Origin of the sequence: Paenibacillus sp. FSL H8-0034, from assembly GCF_038000305.1 — a bacterium.
In the GTDB taxonomy this organism is placed as follows: Bacteria; Bacillota; Bacilli; order Paenibacillales; family NBRC-103111; genus Paenibacillus_S.
Genome location: NZ_JBBOBS010000001.1, coordinates 218865 through 233089, shown reverse-complemented (window position 1 = coordinate 233089; position 14225 = coordinate 218865). Strand labels below are relative to the sequence as shown.

15 protein-coding genes are annotated in these 14225 nt (G+C 44.1%); 11 read left to right on the top strand and 4 right to left on the bottom strand.

All coding sequences use genetic code 11. The features are described from left to right. The first annotated feature begins 36 nt into the window (after positions 1-36). From NST47_RS01040 to NST47_RS01015, 6 genes are all read left to right on the top strand, one after another. Positions 37-1326, top strand: coding sequence for an ABC transporter substrate-binding protein (locus NST47_RS01040; protein ID WP_341153569.1), 1290 nt, complete (start codon positions 37-39; stop codon positions 1324-1326). Between the two features lie 94 nt (positions 1327-1420). After that, positions 1421-2344, top strand: a complete 924-nt coding sequence (locus NST47_RS01035) for a carbohydrate ABC transporter permease (RefSeq protein WP_341153568.1) — start codon at positions 1421-1423, stop codon at positions 2342-2344. Beyond that, positions 2341-3168: a carbohydrate ABC transporter permease gene (locus NST47_RS01030; RefSeq protein ID WP_341153567.1), complete on the top strand. Its 828-nt coding sequence runs from the start codon at positions 2341-2343 to the stop codon at positions 3166-3168. The genes NST47_RS01035 and NST47_RS01030 overlap by 4 nt, the downstream gene beginning before the upstream one ends. Positions 3169-3185: 17 nt before the next feature. Beyond that, the gene (locus NST47_RS01025; RefSeq protein WP_341153566.1) at positions 3186-3920 is read left to right on the top strand and encodes a glycerophosphodiester phosphodiesterase; all 735 of its coding nucleotides are present in this window, start codon (positions 3186-3188) and stop codon (positions 3918-3920) included. A gap of 182 nt (positions 3921-4102) precedes the next feature. Further along, complete coding sequence (locus NST47_RS01020; RefSeq protein WP_341153565.1) at positions 4103-4393, top strand: hypothetical protein; 291 nt, start codon at positions 4103-4105, stop codon at positions 4391-4393. Between the two features lie 224 nt (positions 4394-4617). After that, positions 4618-5376 carry a class I SAM-dependent methyltransferase gene (locus NST47_RS01015; RefSeq protein ID WP_341153564.1) on the top strand — a complete coding sequence of 253 codons (759 nt, stop codon included), beginning with the start codon at positions 4618-4620 and terminating at the stop codon, positions 5374-5376. A 14-nt stretch (positions 5377-5390) separates the two neighbouring features. Here NST47_RS01015 and NST47_RS01010 read toward each other — a convergent pair whose 3' ends face one another. Beyond that, positions 5391-6035: a response regulator transcription factor gene (locus tag NST47_RS01010; RefSeq protein ID WP_341153563.1), complete on the bottom strand. Its 645-nt coding sequence runs from the start codon at positions 6033-6035 to the stop codon at positions 5391-5393. 2 nt (positions 6036-6037) lie between these two features. After that, complete coding sequence (locus NST47_RS01005; RefSeq protein ID WP_341153562.1) at positions 6038-7357, bottom strand: sensor histidine kinase; 1320 nt, start codon at positions 7355-7357, stop codon at positions 6038-6040. A 1082-nt stretch (positions 7358-8439) separates the two neighbouring features. Between NST47_RS01005 and NST47_RS01000 the strand changes: the two genes are divergently transcribed. From NST47_RS01000 to NST47_RS00980, 5 genes are all read left to right on the top strand, one after another. Further along, entirely contained in the window at positions 8440-8652 is a 213-nt protein-coding gene (locus NST47_RS01000) for a hypothetical protein (RefSeq protein WP_341153561.1), read from the top strand. A 353-nt stretch (positions 8653-9005) separates the two neighbouring features. Further along, a complete protein-coding gene (locus NST47_RS00995; RefSeq protein ID WP_341153560.1) occupies positions 9006-10742 on the top strand; it encodes a methyl-accepting chemotaxis protein in 1737 nt (578 codons plus the stop codon). A 107-nt stretch (positions 10743-10849) separates the two neighbouring features. Beyond that, positions 10850-11446 carry an RNA polymerase sigma factor gene (locus tag NST47_RS00990; RefSeq protein WP_341153559.1) on the top strand — a complete coding sequence of 199 codons (597 nt, stop codon included), beginning with the start codon at positions 10850-10852 and terminating at the stop codon, positions 11444-11446. Further along, positions 11443-11982, top strand: a complete 540-nt coding sequence (locus NST47_RS00985; RefSeq protein WP_341153558.1) for an anti-sigma factor family protein — start codon at positions 11443-11445, stop codon at positions 11980-11982. The genes NST47_RS00990 and NST47_RS00985 overlap by 4 nt, the downstream gene beginning before the upstream one ends. Then, positions 11982-13109 (top strand): hypothetical protein, encoded by a 1128-nt coding sequence (locus NST47_RS00980; protein WP_341153557.1) that lies wholly within the window; start codon positions 11982-11984, stop codon positions 13107-13109. Before NST47_RS00985 ends, NST47_RS00980 begins: the two co-directional genes overlap by 1 nt. On the opposite strand, the gene tadA is transcribed toward NST47_RS00980, so the two are convergent. Beyond that, on the bottom strand, positions 13106-13567 hold the full coding sequence (gene tadA, locus NST47_RS00975) for a tRNA adenosine(34) deaminase TadA (protein ID WP_341153556.1): 462 nt from the start codon (positions 13565-13567) through the stop codon (positions 13106-13108). The two genes, NST47_RS00980 and tadA, sit on opposite strands and share 4 nt — an antisense overlap. A 144-nt stretch (positions 13568-13711) precedes the next feature. After that, the gene (locus tag NST47_RS00970; RefSeq protein ID WP_341153555.1) at positions 13712-14155 is read right to left on the bottom strand and encodes a thiol-disulfide oxidoreductase DCC family protein; all 444 of its coding nucleotides are present in this window, start codon (positions 14153-14155) and stop codon (positions 13712-13714) included. Positions 14156-14225: the final 70 nt, after the last annotated feature.

Here is a 14225-nt window from a genome sequence, read left to right as displayed (position 1 = left end):
ACTTGAATGGTCAGACAACGAAAGGGGTCAATAGAAATGAATGCAGCAGGAAAATGGACTTCTGTACTATTAGCTTCAACTTTAGCAATTGTAACCGCTTGCTCGAATGAAAATGCTGGCGGAGCCGGTGCAGGTAAGGATGGAAAAGCTGAAAGTCCGAGCACAGCACCCGCAGGACAAAAGGCAAAAATCGAATATTTTCAGATGAAATCCGAAATGGTCGATGTGGTTAATGAGCTCATCAAAGATTTTCAAAGCAAAAATCCTAACATTACCGTGGAGCAGAACAATGTCCCTAATCCCGAAAATGTATGGACTATGCGTGTTTCTACGGATGATGCTCCTGCAGTATTCACCCACTTCCCTCACAATGCGGTGTTCCAGCAAATGTCCAAGGAGGGCAGAGTCGTTGATTTGACTGGCGGCCCCCTGATGGCTAACGTTTCTCCGGCGCTCGCTGATTTAAGTAAAATTGACGGTAAAAACTATTTGGTGCCTATAGCTGTAGCTACTTTGGGCGTACATTACAATGTCGATATGTTTAATGAGTTAGGTCTGAAAATTCCACAAACCTACGATGAGCTGATTGCAACCGCTGAGAAAATCAAAGCAGCCGGCAAAACGCCTTTCTACTTCCATGATAAGGATTGGAATGGAATCCGTCAGGAAGTGGTGTCCCGGATGGGGCTGCAGATTCCAGATGTTCAAAACTTCCTGGATAGCGTGATGAAGGGCAAGGCTCATATTACAGATAACGCGGCCTTCAAGCCTTTTGCCCAGAAATTATACGACCTTCGCAAATATTCGCAAAAGGATGCTTTGGGTACAGGCTACGATGACGCGCTTCGTGAGTTTGCCAACGGTAAATCCGCAATGTGGTACACAGGCATTTGGGCGATTCAGCCGATCAAAAAGTCCAATCCTAACTTAAAATTCTCGATGTTCCCGATGCCAGCGGCGGATGCAGCCAATACGAAGGTTCAAGTATCTGTGGATACAGCTATTGGGATTCCGACCAAAGGGAAAAACCAGGCTGAGGCCAAAAAGTTCATTGAATACATGTCTTCGAAGGAAGTTGTTCAAAAGTACGTCGATTTGAGCGGTTATCCTGCAGCGATTAACGGAGTTACCAATAATAACAAAGAAATTACCAGCTTGAGCGATCTGATTACTGCGGGCAAGGTGTATCCGACAATTGAAAGGGTATGGCCGCCGGGAGTTAATGGAGATGTAGGCAAGGCCACTCAGGAAATGCTGGCAACAGGTGATATTGACGGTTATCTGAAAGCCTTGGATAAAATCTTTTACAATAAGCTGAATCAATAACAATAAGGGTACAAACGATGACCCCGCGGCGATGGATATACAGTCGTGGGGTTTTCTATCCCTATCATTCAATTAGAAAGCTTGGAGGTGGACTATGGAGATTGTCAATCATACAGGACTCGCTGTAAAAAAGAAAAAGTCGCTAACCGCTAATAAAGCCAGTCTCATTTTCTTTTTGCTTACATTGCCCACCCTGTTGTTATATATCGTTTTCTTTTTATTTCCGGTAGGTATGGGCTTTTACTATAGCATGACGAACTGGGACGGCTTCTCTTTGACTTACCGCTTCATTGGTCTTAAAAACTACATTAATATCATGAAGGATGACCGGTTCCTCGATTCCATGCAATTTACTTTCATTTACACGGCACTGGTCGTGGTCATTAAGCTGTCCATAGCTTTATTGCTGGCTATCCTGCTAAGCGGCAGTCTGAGGCTGCGTGTTTTTTTTCGATCTGTATTTTTCTTTCCTGCCGTATTGAGTATGCTGACGGTCGGGCTCATCTTTAATCAAGTCTTTTATGCGGTGCTTCCGCATGTGGGAGAGGCACTTTCACTGGATTGGCTATCCAAAAACATCCTCGGAAGCAAAAACACGGCCATGTACGGAATCGCTCTCACCAACATCTGGCATGGCATTGCAACGCCGATGGTTATTTTTATTGCAGGGCTGTCCAGTGTGCCCAAGGATTTAAAGGAGGCTGCTGTCATTGATGGAGCCAGCCCGCTGCAGCGATTTTTCTCGGTAACGATCCCATTCCTGATTCCCATGTTAACCGTTAACTTGGTTATTTCCATCAAAGGCGCGCTCACTGTGTTTGATTATATCGTAGCTATGACAGATGGAGGTCCGGCACATGCGACAGAGTCGATGGGCTTTCTGATCTATAAGCATGGGATGACGGAGATGAAATTTGGTTACGGTACCGCCGAAGCCATTTACGTATTTCTAATGATAGCTATAATTTCGTTTATCCAAATCAAGCTGCTTAATCGGAAGGAGGCTGGACAGCTATGAGAATAAACGGAATCTCTCGAACGGTTTCCTACCTCGTTCTGGCAATCGGCATGTGCCTGGTACTCGCACCGATGTATTTGACCTTGACCATTGCCATGAAAACACCGGCTGAAACTGCCAAGAACTTTTTTGCACTGCCTTCCGGATTTTATATGGGAAATTTTATAGAGGTTATTCAAAAGGCTAATTTCTTTAAATTTCTCGGCAATTCCGTCTATGTAACGGTTGTTTCTATTCTGCTTATGCTGCTGCTGATCCCCATGGTCTCATATGCGATATCGCGTAATTTTTCCAAGCGGTATTATAAGCTCCTGTATCTGCTTGTGATGTCCGGTATATTCGTCCCCTTTCAAGCGGTCATGCTGCCAATTTATAGACATATGAGCAACCTGAAGATGCTGGATCAGAATGGTCTGATCGTGATGTATGTGACGTTGGCCTTTGCGCAGGGACTTTTCTTGTGTGTCGGGTTTTTGAAAAACATTCCGATGGAGCTGGATGAAGCGTCGAAAATAGATGGAAGTGGTGTTTGGACGACGTTCACACGTATTATTTATCCACTGATGCTGCCGATTATAGCTACGGTCATTATTTTGAACAGCCTGTGGATCTGGAACGATTTTCAGCTGCCTTTAATTATTTTGAACCGCCATCCCGATTTTTGGACGCTGCCGCTCTTTATTTATAATTTCAAAAGTGAATATTCGTCCAATTTCAATTTGGCATTCGCCGGGTTCTTTATTTCCATGCTCCCTATTATAATTTTATATGGGTTTACGCAAAAATATATTATTGGTGGACTTACGGAAGGAGCGCTTAAATAATGGTATCATCCAATAGGATGAAAACAAATCGTGTTCTGAACATTGCACATCGGGGGGCTTCAGGTTATGCGCCCGAGAATACGCTGGCAGCCTTTGCACGTGCCATTGCGATGAATGCTGATTATTTGGAGCTGGATGTGCAGCTTAGTTGGGATGGCCGACTCGTTGTTATTCATGACCAAACCGTTGATCGTACAAGTGACGGAACCGGCCGTGTAGCTGACTTGACCTTGGAGCAGCTCCGTGGAGTGGATGCCGGCAGTTGGTTTAATAAGAAGTTCACGGGTGAGCGTATTCCAACGCTGGCTGAGGTGCTGCACTTAAGCCGTGGCAAAGCAGGTCTGCTGATCGAAATCAAGTGGGCTTCGATGTACCCGGGTATTGAGCACAAGCTCGCGGATGAACTAATCGCGAATGGTATGGATAAGCCGAATGCGAGCGGGATTATCGTTCAATCCTTTGATCAGGAATCACTGAAACGGTTTCATGCGATTCTTCCGAACGTTCCCATCGGAGTGCTTGTTGAAAATCAGACGGATTTGGTCACAAATAAACTTGCGGAGCTGGCAGCTTTTGCCGACTATATCAATCCTTACATGATTCTGGCAACCAAAGAAATCGTTGAGAACATCCACAGCCAAGGGATGAAGGTATGCTTATGGACGGTCCGTTCACCAGGTGTAGTTAAACCCCTGTTAGAGCTGGGAGTTGACGGACTTATATCAGATTATCCGGATTATATTCGCAGTTAATATTACAAGCATAATTTATTTCCCGCGCAATATCCAAGATGAATAACGGGTCGGAGGGTGTAGCAGGAATAAGTTTCAAATCCCATTCATATATACTGGTAATGGCATCTATGTTGAGCCGGAGATCACCTATACCCATAGGGGAACGTATGTAATCATTTAATGAATGGGAGTGGTAATGGATGAAACTGCTTAAAACGAAAGTGGCTGTGCTCGCGATATGCGCAGCGGTGATGCTTCCGAATGTAGTGGGTGCTGCGACGGCAGCCGATCCGCTTAATACCCCTAATGTAAGCAAAACCCCATCCAAGATTCCCCCTATAACAGGTGAAACGAATGTAAACGGTGTCTATGTTCCGGGATATTATGCGATTAATAAAGACTCGAGAGTGGCTTTCATTTATGGAGGCATCGGTGTGGTGGTTGTAAATAAAGGAACGGCCTTACCGAAAGGCTCCTATTACATCAATTAAAATTAGAACTTTTATTGATTGGCATCAGGAGAACCAAGCATTTAATCAACAGGAAAGACGCGTAGCTACGGTTTTAAATCCGTAGCTACGCGTCTTTTTTGTGCTGAATCGATATCTAACCGATCTTGTCACCCATGCTTCGCGTAAGGTAATATATTAACAGATAAAGCTGGGATTTTATACCATTCACATCATCAATAAGGTATTTCGAAGGAGTCCGAGATATGGAAAAAGGTCAAACAAATGGGGATTTTCAGGGATTTGTAGCGCGTCATTATGATGTATGGTTTAAAGATACATACAATGTAATGGATTATCTTTTTTATAAAGGATATGTGATCGACAATCAAGGACCAGCTTTGGAAGTAGGCTGCGGTACCGGTCGGATGCTGCTGCCCTTTGTGCAGGAAGGTCTGGATGTAGAGGGCGTCGATTACTCGGAAGATATGTTGAAGGTGTGTAGAAGTAAAGCAGATCAGCTTGGAATCGTGCCCACCTTGTATCATCAGCCCATGCAGAATCTAGATTTGCCACGGCAGTATCACACCATCTTCATACCTGGGAATACGTTCAATCTACTGACGAACCATGAAGATGCCTTAGAGGCGTTGCGGCGTCTGTATACACATTTAGTAGATGGGGGTCAGCTAATTTTGACGCTAACCGTGCCGAGAGAGCATATATTGAACGAACAGCCCCACATATGGAAACGTATTGCTGAGGCTCAACGTGAAGATGGGGCCACAATCAGGTTGAGCGAACGGGTTATGTTAGACTATTGGGAACAGCTCAAAACGAATTACAATAAATATGAAGTGTTCATCGAACATACGCTCGTCCAAGTGCATGAGGACACGATTCAACTGCGTTGGTTTTATCAATTGGAATTTGAGCTAATGCTGAAGGCTGCTGGGTTTAATAGTATCGAGGTTACCTACTCACAAGGAAACCGATCCAACATGATGATAAGCGCACGTAAGTAAGGGTGAAAATCCGATTATCCATTTTTGTCCGAGTCGGTATAGTAGCTGCTTTGAATAAATTTTTCCATTGCCTGAACCCGCGATTTAACTCCTAATTTTGCATAGATTTTTTTTAAGTAATTATCGACAGACCGCTTGCTTACGAAAATTTCATTAGCAACCTGCTCTTGGGTCGCCCCTTTGACGACCAAAGTCATAATTTGGATTTCATCTTTGGTTAGCAGTACTTCTTGAGTAGGCAGACTTTTCATCAGCCGCATGCCGCGGTACAGGGACAAGGGGATCATTGTAAAGTCGTCCATAATACACCGAATCATATTTTGGATCACACGTTCGCTCGATTCCTTGGAAATGATACCGCTAACACCAAGCTCAATCAAATGATTATAAAGGTCAGACACATCGATACCCGTAAAAATAACAATGTGCGTGTTTGGAGAAAGCTCCTTAATTTGTTTGGCTACACTGCTGCCGAATTGATCGGGAAGGTTGTAATCAAGCATAATCATGTCTGGCTTGTGAAGCGTAGTCATCTCCAGACATGACTTGCCGCTCGCTGCGATGCCTATTACCCGAATATGTTCAATTTGCTCCAATATCGTTTGCGTTGCCTTGGCCATAACGGGATGGTCATCGACAATGAGTATACTTCTTTGCATCTTTAGGCTACCTTTCTCATCGGTATGGTCACAGATAGGTAGACTCCGCTTTCCATATCCTTTCTAATGTTCAAGTGTCCGTTTAAAGAAAGAATCCGGCTTCTCATTTGTTCAAGACCTGTTCCGGAGGATCCAATTTCTCTGCTGGTTTCTGACTGGGCCTGCAGCCCAATGCCATCATCCTTATAGACAAGCAGGAAATTATTTCCTTCAGCTGTTAAGGTAATGCTGACTATAGAAGCAAGTGAGTGTTTTTTGGCATTATTCAATAGCTCCTGAACAATCCGGAATACGTGTCTCTTGGCATCAAGATCCCGATCTTCAATCCTTTCGGCTCCTTGGGCCATGAATTCAAGCTGGAATGGACATATGGGAGTCTCATGCTCTACCAGCTTGCGCAGCGTATTAATCAGTCCGATTTCATGAAGCAAATGCGGATGCAGCTCGAAGCAGTTTTGACGCAAATTCGTATTAATAATTTCCACGTAATCGAGAATGCCCTTCATGTGCTCGATGTCTTGTTGAGGGAATTCGGGTTTTTCGATTAAGGAAGCAAATCGCTTTTTGAGAAAAAACAAATCCTGCATGGTCGTATCGTGAAGATCAGTTGCAATCCGCCTGCGCTCGTCCTCTTGAAGCTCAAACATTAGCTTACGGAACCAAACCAACTCCTGTGCGCTCTGTTCACTGGGCATTTGTGAAGCCAATTGCTGCAATCTCATATTTAGCTTATGAATCAAATGCATATTTTCCAGACTGACGGCAAGATAAGAAATAATAAAATTCAACCACTGCATGTCTTCCTTGCTTAGAGCTGTATTCGTTTTTTTATCGGTCATTATCAGATAACTGGTGTATTCCTCGTGACGATTAATTTCAAAACGCAGCAAAGCGGGATAATTCCACGCTTCCACATCGGCCGAGCCTTCGATAACAGGCAAGGAGATTTGGCCTTCAGTAACCGTTTCGATCCTGTCTTGATACTTGTAGACGATGGCGGCCCCAAATACTTGCAGCGTATTGACGATATCAACCAGCACCATATCTTTAAGCTCCCGAAAGCTGGAGATCGAACATAGGTTGTTGGCGATCTTTTTCATGGCACGATTCAAGTAATACTTGCGGGGAAATATAATAAACTCAAGCTTCGTCGTAAAGTATTCAAACGAATACAAAATGAAGGTAATGGTTATTACTGTAAAAATAAAGCTGAATAATACATGCTGCAGAGTAACATGATGTTGAAGGATCAGTGTATGTCCTACAACAAGGATGGTACTTGGAATAATGGATAGAGCAACATTCAATAAAATGCGACGCAAGACGAGATCGATATCGTACAGCTTCTTGGCCAGTATGAGATAGGCGAATGATAAAGGGAAGAACAGGACAAGCCATGATGTATATAAGGAGTTAACCCAATGTCCTCCAAAAAATGTTTGAGGTACGATAGACAGACAGATAAATGGAAAAAATGAAATTGTTAATGCCGACCAGACCGTTTTTATAATAATAGAAAGATATGGTTTCTCTTTTCGGTACTTAAAGAAAGCAAATATTAAAAAAAAGAAACTTATTAATAAGCCGATTGAGAAGGATGTGGCGACAACCTGATTGCTAAACTGGTAAAAATAATATGAGTATTTTGGAGTGAAATAAGGTAATGCCAGTAAAGATATGCAACCGAAAATAATATACAGATATTTGACATAGTGATTGGAAAGCTGGATTTGAGTTCGTTCTTTTAAAAAAGCGAACAAGAAATGAAGAAATACAATAGGTAGCAGCATCATGAACATTATAATAAAAAATTTACCTAATGAATCACCTCGTATGGAGGCGCCAACACTGGAGAACGTGAGTCCGATATTGAGAAATACTAGAGCCAAAAGTCGTGCTGAGTTGGTATGTCCAGCTTTTTTGAAAATAAGAACAGAAAAAAGGATAGCTAAAACTTCACCACAAAAAGGCAAAATACTTGTACTAGTAGAAGCATTGTCATCCTCCAGGTTGACGTTAAATTCGTTGCCATCCCTTAGTATTGTTATATTTTGAGCTTGTTCAATGGAATGCCATTTTTGAACGGTTTTATGTAGATGGGGAAGATCGTCATTAATTTTTAATATAGTGTCTCCTCGTTGTACATTCAATTGTAAGCTATTGCTTTCAGAGTCTAATTTATTGATTATCCAATGTTTATTTTGATCTTGAACCAATTCTATTCCTATGAACGGAGAACTAAAAGTGACAAAAGAAAACCATAATTGCAGACATATCAATATTAATCCACTAATATAGAAAAAATATTTCTTTTTCACCTAAGTAACCTCCTTGCTTTTTTGAAATTTCTGTTATAATAAAAATGAAAAACATGTAAATATTTGTAGAAATGGAGGTGATTTCTATGTCAACTATTTCTTATTCATCAAACCTACATCATGTTGTACGCTCATTAAAAGAATTGGACAGTGAGCAATTGAACAAAATGTTTAAAAAGGTAAATTGGTTCGAAATGTGGTCGATCTCCGCGAAAGAAGCACAGACTGTTTTCAATTTATTTTCAGAAACAACAAAAAGTTACAGACGTAAAACAGATAGAGAAGATATATGGCAATAATATATTTCTTGATTTTACCAAAACAATAAGAGATTGTATATTGGGACTTCCCTATTATGCAGTCTTTTTTTGTGTTTTGTCTTGGGCCTAAAGATGCAAATATCTTTGTATAGTTTTGCAAACATTTGGTTTTCTTGTCGAATGACCTTGGTAGAGCAGGATCTATTAACAATAAACAGTAAATTTTGTAAGTATATATATCTATGGGTCTTTAGAACTATAAAGGATTGTATGGCGTTTGTCGAAGTAGAAAAGAAGGTAAAATACCCAGTGAAAAAAAGAATCTGTTTCATATAGGGAAATCGATCACAGATCGGACCTTACAAGGAAGAGAGAAAATCGGAGGATGCGGGATGAAACTTACACTGTTTAAGAAATTGTTATTTAGTTTTCTGCTTGTGCTGTTGCTTCTGTCGACCATCAGCATAACAGCGATTACCAACATGGGCAGCATGGGAACCACCTCAAAAAAGACAACTCAGGTGGGACTGCCTAATGTTATTCTGCTCAGCAATCTGAATCACGATCTGATGGAGCTTGACGATCTCATTCTGCGTATTCAATTGAATATTGAAGATCGAAGCGCTGGGGAGATGGAGAGCATTAATTCCAAGGATATGGCGCTATCCCAGCCGGATAAGGCAAAAGCGAAGTTTGAAGAGATTCAGGGGAAAGTCAACGCCCTCGAGCACATCGGCTCCGAAACAGCGGATAAGGGCCTTATACAATATTTCAATGACAATTGGGCCAAATATGCGGCTGCGTTCCCCTCGCTCTTAACTGAGGTACAGAAACACGGTCAGCAAGGTCTGGATTTAATTCAACAAACGAATCAGCAGGTATCGATATGTACAGTAGTTATCAATGAGCTTACCAAAAATAACCAGAAGTATGCGAATGAATGGGGCGAAGAAATGAACACCTCCTATTATTCGGGTGTCATCTGGGTTATCGCACTAAGTATACTTGCCATTTTGGTGGGCTTGACTGTATCCTTTTTAATTGCAAGGCACGTTTCCGTACCGATAAGAGCAATGAGCTCGATTGCCAAAAAGGTATCGGAAGGGGATTTATCTGTCACACATCTCACATTAATTCGTCAGGATGAGATTGGTGAGCTGAGTGCGGCATTTGAACAAATGACACAACACACACGCACCATGATATTGAAAATAAATGAGCATGCCGATCTGGTAACCGTTTCTGCTGAACAGCTCAAATCAAGCTCGGGAGAAATGCAAACAGCATCCCGTCACATCGCCCAAACCGTTAAAGAAGTGGCTACAGGTGCAGGGGAACAAACACTGAGCATGGAGGAAACCTCACGCTCCATGGAAGAGGTGGGCGCAGGAATCGGACGTCTGGCGGAAAATGCATCCTCGATTGCGGAGACAGTCGAATCATCCAGACAGCAGGCTGAGCATGGCGGTGCTTCCATTCAAAATGCCGTGGAACAGATGGGCTCGATCAATGAATCGGTCGTTCAAACTGACCATATTATTCAACTGTTGGGAGATAAATCGCAGCAAATTGGGGAAATTCTTCATGCCATTCAGGACATTGCCCAGCAAACCAATCTGTTGGCGCTCAATGCGGCTATTGAGGCAGCGCGAGCGGGTGATCATGGTTTAGGTTTTGCCGTGGTCGCGACCGAGGTTCGCAAGCTGGCTGAGCAATCGAGCCAGTCATCTGGTGAAATTGCAGCGCTGTTAGGTGAAATTCAATACGGAATCGGGGATTCCGCCAATGCCATGACCAAGGTGAAGGAAGAAGTTTTAACAGGAATTGAGCGGGTGCGGGAGACGGAAATTAATTTTGATCATATTTTGCAATCGACCACCCATATTGCCTCGCAGGTTCAGGAAATGGCAGCGACCTCGGAGCAAATGTCCGCAGGAGCCCAGCAAATTACCGCTTCCGTCTTTCAGGTTGCGGAAATTGCACGGAGATCGGCTTCAGCTTCAGAAGGAGTGGCCTCTTCGGCGGAACAGCAGCTGCAAGCTACGGACGGTGTAAAATCGTCAGCTCAATCTTTATCCGAAATGACGGAAGAGCTGCATCTTTTGCTGTCCCAGTTCAAGGTTTCTTAAGCGTCCAGAAGCCTATGTTGTGCGTTCATTTAGAGCCTTGTTTCAGCCATTGCTGGAGCGGGCTTTTTGTTATGGAAAAAAATAATTAGGCACGTAGTGCAGTGTAATTGCGTAAATATGCGTCTATCGTTATGGAGAGGAGGGGGAGAACGATCACAGAAGAAACCCGATGGATCGAACGGATTGTGGCTGGCGACCACGAAGCCTTTCGCTTATTGATGGATAAATATAATACGTATTTGTTTCACGTTGTTTATTCGGTGCTGCGATCGACTGCGGACGCTGAAGATGTAACCCAGGAAGTGCTGTTCAAAATTTATGCTTCTCTCCCTCGATACGAGCATAAAGGTTTGAAAACGTGGATGACCCGGATCGCTGTGAACAAAGCGATTGATTACAAACGGGCGCTGGAACGGAAGCGCGAGCAGCTGACGGATCAGATGGAAGAACTGATACCCAACGAGGCTAATGAAACGACAGTTGAGGATGAAGTGCTGCATACACAGCTTCAGCAGCGGGTACGGGACTATTTGCACGAGATGCCGGATAATTACCGCCAAGTGGTGGTTGCCTTCTATATTGAGGATAAAAGCTATCAGGAAATTGCCGCAGAGCAAGGCATTGCATTGAAAACCGTAGAATCCAAGCTGTATCGGGCCAAGCAATGGATTCGCAAGCATTGGAAGGAGGATGAGCTGATATGAAGCATTATACCGGGGAACAGTGGATGACTTACGTAGAGCAGGGATTCAATGAAGAGGATAATCAACAGATGGAACTGCATCTGGTTACCTGCGATTCGTGTATGGAGCGGTATATGCAAAGCCTTGAACGGGTGGTTGGCTCGTATCCTTCGCTGCCTGATGAAGCGGCTTTGGCAGACCGGGTCATGGTGGCTATTGAAGCAGCGGATTCCATAAGTCCAAGCTCTACGGATTCAAGACTAGCTCCATTGGAAGAAGCTGGATTCGGGAGCCAGAAGTTAAGAAACCCACTCATGTGGATGAAAGCGCCGCTGTTCCACTATGCTGTTGCTGCGGGAATTACGCTTGTCCTGATGAGCTCAGGTATATTTCAATCCATAGTGGATCACCCGGTTGGGATAGATCGAACATCCAATGGGGATGCACAGTCGGAAGCAGCGCAGGAGCCTACATCGGTTTCTAAAAAACTGATGGACAAAACCATCGTCGTGCTGGACTCCATCCAGCCTAAACAAGAAAAAGGGGGAAATCGTTAATGCCGTCCAAACATCCGATAACCGCACTGCTGTTATCTTTAATTCCCGGTCTTGGGCATCTATACATCAACAGGATTATCAGGGCATTTTTCTATGCAGCCAGTTTTTTTGGGCCGCTGCTGTTAGCGTTTCTGATAGTGCTCGCAAAAGGATTGCATCGTTATGAAGGGCCGTTGATCATTCTGATCGGCTTCGCTCTTCTGGCAGGGGCAATCAACCTGCTGGATATGTTCATCACGGTTGTGGGGGGCAGAGGGCCGTTCGAAGCGAGGGTGAGACCGAACTCGTATGGGGACGATGCGCAGGAATCTTATTATTCAGATACCACGCAGGCGTCTCATGGTGATAATGAACGTGTAAATACTATACTACTGTCGTTTATTCCGGGGCTTGGTCATTTGCAGTTGGGGATGATGCAGCGCGGGCTGGCTTTTTTGATCGCATTTTTTGGTGCCTTGACGATGATCGTATTCGTTGCGTCTGTCACCAACAGTGACCGTTTTATTGTGTTTTTAGGGGTTTTGCCCATTATCTGGCTATACAGTCTGTTTGATTGCGTCCAACAACTGCAGCGCAAGAGGCAGGGTGAGATGCTGCTGGACCGGACATTCCTTGAGGATTTTCAAGCGAGTCGTGAGGATGGGAAGAGGAGTAAAGTACTTGCAACCTTCTTATCGATTGTACCCGGAGTGGGACATCTGTATCTCGGCTTGCAAAAACGCGGATTGCAGCTGATGATCGCTTTCTTTTTGAGCATATATATTCTCGATGTGCTGAGGCTTTCCATCTTTTTATTTCTGATTCCGATTCTTTGGTTTTATAGCTTTTTCGATGCGCTTCAGCACATCTCGAAGCAGGGGCAGGAGCCGTTAAAGGATGTTCCGATCGTCGATTGGCTCGTCAATCATCAAAAATGGGTAGGTGTCGTGCTGCTCGGTCTCGGGCTCTACTACCTGACCGATGAGATGCTGCTCACTGCATTGGATCGCTGGTTTCCTAAAGAGCAGATTTCGATATTGTTCCACCGTTATTTTCAAACTGTAGTTGTCTCGATCCTGCTTATTGGCGGTGGCCTGCGGCTGCTCGCTGGGGGTAGCCGCAGGCCGATGGATCCCAAGAAACGTTAACCACGTTTTGCCCGCAGCTTGCGGAAAAATTGCGTCAGCAGCAGACTGCATTCTTCCTGCAAGACGCCACTAATCACATCAACCTGATGGTTGAAGCGATCCTCCTGAAGCAAATTCATCAAGGTTCCGGCGCAGCCGGCTTTGGGGTCCACCGTACCGTAGATGACCTGTGGAATACGTGCCTGGACAATCGCCCCGGCACACATGGGGCAAGGCTCCAGGGTGACGTAGAGCTTGCAATCGAGCAAGCGCCAAGCTTGCAAATACTCACTGGCCTGCTTGATCGCAATTAGTTCTGCGTGCGCGAGCGGGTCCAGCGTGGATTCTCGCAGATTATAGCCGCGGCCAATAATCTGATTGTGCCATACGACAACAGCCCCGATAGGCACCTCAAGCAGTTCTTCCGCCTTGCGTGCTTCTTCAATTGCGGCCTGCATATAGTCAATGTGCTCTTGCACAGGAAACACCTCTTCTAGCAGTTGGGATGTGAATAAATAGGGAACAAATATTCGGTTGTGAACATGCTGTGGATAAAGCTGTGGATAACCCGGTGGTTATGCACAAATTGCTTGGAATCGCTGTGGAAAATGTGGGAAATGCCGTTATCCGATAAATTTGCTGCGAATCTCTGCACTGGGAATCATGCAGCTGTCGTACTTACCGAACCAGCGATACCTGCGTTTGGCAATGAACCGGTAAACAGCGTATCTAATCGGTTTAGGTATGACTTTGAACACGGTGAGCAGACGCCAGGCACCTCCTAAACGTTTGCAAATTTGCAAAACTGCCGAAGAATGAGTGTAGACAGAACGTCCTTCACAGAGTATAACCGAATCCAGTGAATCGTTCTCATTCTTTAATATTCCGGAGGCTAGCAATTGTATGGCGTAATCGGATTGAAGTGGAGCAAATCGGAACGTATCGTGCTGGTCATGACGTAGAATGAATTGTACCCATCCATTACAAAATCGGCAAACGCCGTCAAACAATACAATTGAATGCGTTTCCAGGGATTGTTCGGGTTTTGGATCATTTTGAGCTGTCATGGCATCACCTTTCTCTTAATTTGGAGCATTATATCACATTTTCATCAAATACAAATGAATTTATTGTAAA